At 56.2% G+C, this 2,224-nt stretch carries 3 protein-coding genes; all 3 read right to left on the bottom strand.

Features of this window, described 5'->3' with window-relative positions; all coding sequences use genetic code 11:
- Positions 1–370: 370 nt before the first annotated feature.
- Genes NW820_RS11905 through NW820_RS11895 form a run of 3 tightly spaced genes read right to left on the bottom strand, consistent with a single transcriptional unit; the run spans position 371 to position 2,139 of the window.
- Positions 371–1,240: a prohibitin family protein gene (locus NW820_RS11905; RefSeq protein WP_148202707.1), complete on the bottom strand. Its 870-nt coding sequence runs from the start codon at positions 1,238–1,240 to the stop codon at positions 371–373.
- 51 nt (positions 1,241–1,291) lie between these two features.
- Positions 1,292–1,576: a hypothetical protein gene (locus tag NW820_RS11900; protein ID WP_041436379.1), complete on the bottom strand. Its 285-nt coding sequence runs from the start codon at positions 1,574–1,576 to the stop codon at positions 1,292–1,294.
- Positions 1,573–2,139: a thylakoid membrane photosystem I accumulation factor gene (locus NW820_RS11895; protein ID WP_011432764.1), complete on the bottom strand. Its 567-nt coding sequence runs from the start codon at positions 2,137–2,139 to the stop codon at positions 1,573–1,575. Before NW820_RS11895 ends, NW820_RS11900 begins: the two co-directional genes overlap by 4 nt.
- Positions 2,140–2,224 lie beyond the last annotated feature (85 nt).

The following is a 2,224-nucleotide window of genomic DNA, read 5'->3' as shown; positions in this document are numbered from 1 at the left end:
CTCCCATCAACCCAGGGCTTTGTGAGCAATTGTACAAAGCCTAGATATCCTGGCAGCCTCCTTCTGTTTAGTCTGATACAGATGCTCCGGAGAGTGGATGCCCCAGTCAACTCCCCAGGCTCCTACGTCAGCTTGCCAGTTGAGTGTCGGGCCCGGTATTTGGCCCCCGGAGTACCGGAGAGTGCTGGGTTCTCTATGAATGCAAAATGAATGCAAAGGCCGAGAATTACGGCCCATCAAGAAATTAAGGGGCACAGCAGCAACACTTCTCTGGGAGAGGGGCTGGGGCTGATGGTCTGTTGAGAACGGGCTTGGAGTGGATGCACCTGAACTGGATGGATCCAATCCTAACTTGGGACTCTCGAATCGATTACTTGTTGAGAAAGTCCCCCAGATTGAGGATGGTGTTTTGCTCGCTGACGATGGCTTGGATGTCGTCGGGCAAGTTGCGGACATACTCGAGCTGGATGACGTTCGGGTTGCTGCGCAGCGCTTCCCCTTTGAGGGCGATGGCTTGGGCCTCACCGCTGGCTTTGACAATCATTCGTTGTTTGATGAGTTGAGCCTGCTCTACGCGAAACACTTCTCTTTGCTTCTCTTGCTCGGCAATTTGTTTGGCTTCGATGGCCGACTGAAACTCTTTGGAAAATTCCACATTGCGCAAGAGCAAGCTCTGCAGCACCAGCCCTTCTGGCTGCATTAGGCGAGAGAGCTCAGCGGCAATTTGTTCTTGGATTTCAGCTCGTTGCTCAGAATAAACGCCAATGGCCGAATAGCGGGCGATAACATTGCGCACCACGGCTTGGGAGGCGGGGCGAATAATTTTGTTCAGGTAATCGGGGCCTACATTGCGATGGATTTCGGGAACCCGATCCGGATCCAGGCGATAGCGCACCGAAACATCCAGATCCACCCGTTGCCCATCGGCAGTGAGAGCGGTGAGGGTATCGTCGGCTTTGACGCTGCGCTCTTCACTTCGGCTGGTCATGTTGTAGGTTTGGGTGCGCACATCGTAAAGGGTGGGGAACTGCAGCACCGGAATCAGCAGATGGATCCCCTCGCGGCGGGGAGTCATTTCCACTCCCGTGAGGCGGTTGAAGATGACGGCTTCGTAGCCGGGTTGGACAACCAGCAGACAACGGGGCAGGAGGGTCAGCAGCGCCAAAAGCAGGCCCAGCAGAGGCAGAAAGCGCGAAGTCTTGCGGTCAAGACTAAATGGTCTAGGGCGTCGCATGCGCATGGGCAAGGGCTCCGGGATCCAAGAGCTTTTTTATCTTAAGGGGTGTGCTGGCTAGCTCAGCACCCAGCGCTGCAGGGCAATGCCCAGCAGCAGGCCAAGGCCGCCGAAGCGTACCACCTGCCAAAAGGTAGCGGGGACAGGATTAAACACCTCTAGCACATAAGCCTGCAGGCGTTGCTCCAGTTGACTGGCTTCAGCTTGGATTTCGGCCCATTGTTCAGGGGAAAGCTGGGCTATGCGCTCCAATTCTCTGAGGTCGGCAAGACGAGCCTGGAGACTCTGGAGTTTTTCCTGCAGAGCCTCGAGAGGATCAAAGGGATCGGGATTGGCCGTCACGGCTGGGCTTTTGTGGGGGGGTAGGCTTGGGGAGAACGGGATCCGGCAAATCCGGTTTGGATCTCGTTGAAGGGTTTGGCTTTGATCAGCCCTGGGGGAACGGGATCCAACTTGAAGAGGGCGCGAATAGCGTTTTCCACCTCGGTGATGGGGCGGTTGCCGACGGATTGATAGACGATATTTCCCTCTGGGTCGAAGAGGAGGGTTTGAGGCACTTGTCCGGTGTAGTATTGGCCGCGCTCGTCGCCGGGCAGGAGGGAATCGACGGAATAGGGGATGAAATAGACCCCCAGCCCGTAGCGAACCTGCAGGTTGGCAATGGTGGCGGCGTATTTTTTGCAATCGCTACTGTCATCGATGTAATACACGAGGAGGGCCGGGATCCCTTGCTCTTTCGCCTGCTTCAAGGAAACGCGGGGGGGGATCATGCCGCCATTGGCCCCGTAGAGGGCAAAGATGTTGCCATCGTAACGGTCGTCGTTGAGCAGGGCGCTGGCGGGAGGGGAAAACCAACCTGTCAAAGCGATGAGCAGAGCCACCAGGAAGATACGAAGCAACAGCATGATCTCATCCTCTTCTGAGAAGGGATCCTCGGCGATCCAACAGCATGATCTCATCCTCTTCTGAGAAGGGATCCTCGGCGATCCA

This window comes from Synechococcus sp. R55.7, assembly GCF_047461955.1.
Taxonomy (GTDB): domain Bacteria; phylum Cyanobacteriota; class Cyanobacteriia; order Thermostichales; family Thermostichaceae; genus Thermostichus.
The sequence above is the reverse complement of the archived record's forward strand: the minus strand, read 5'-3'. Positions and strand labels throughout refer to the sequence as shown.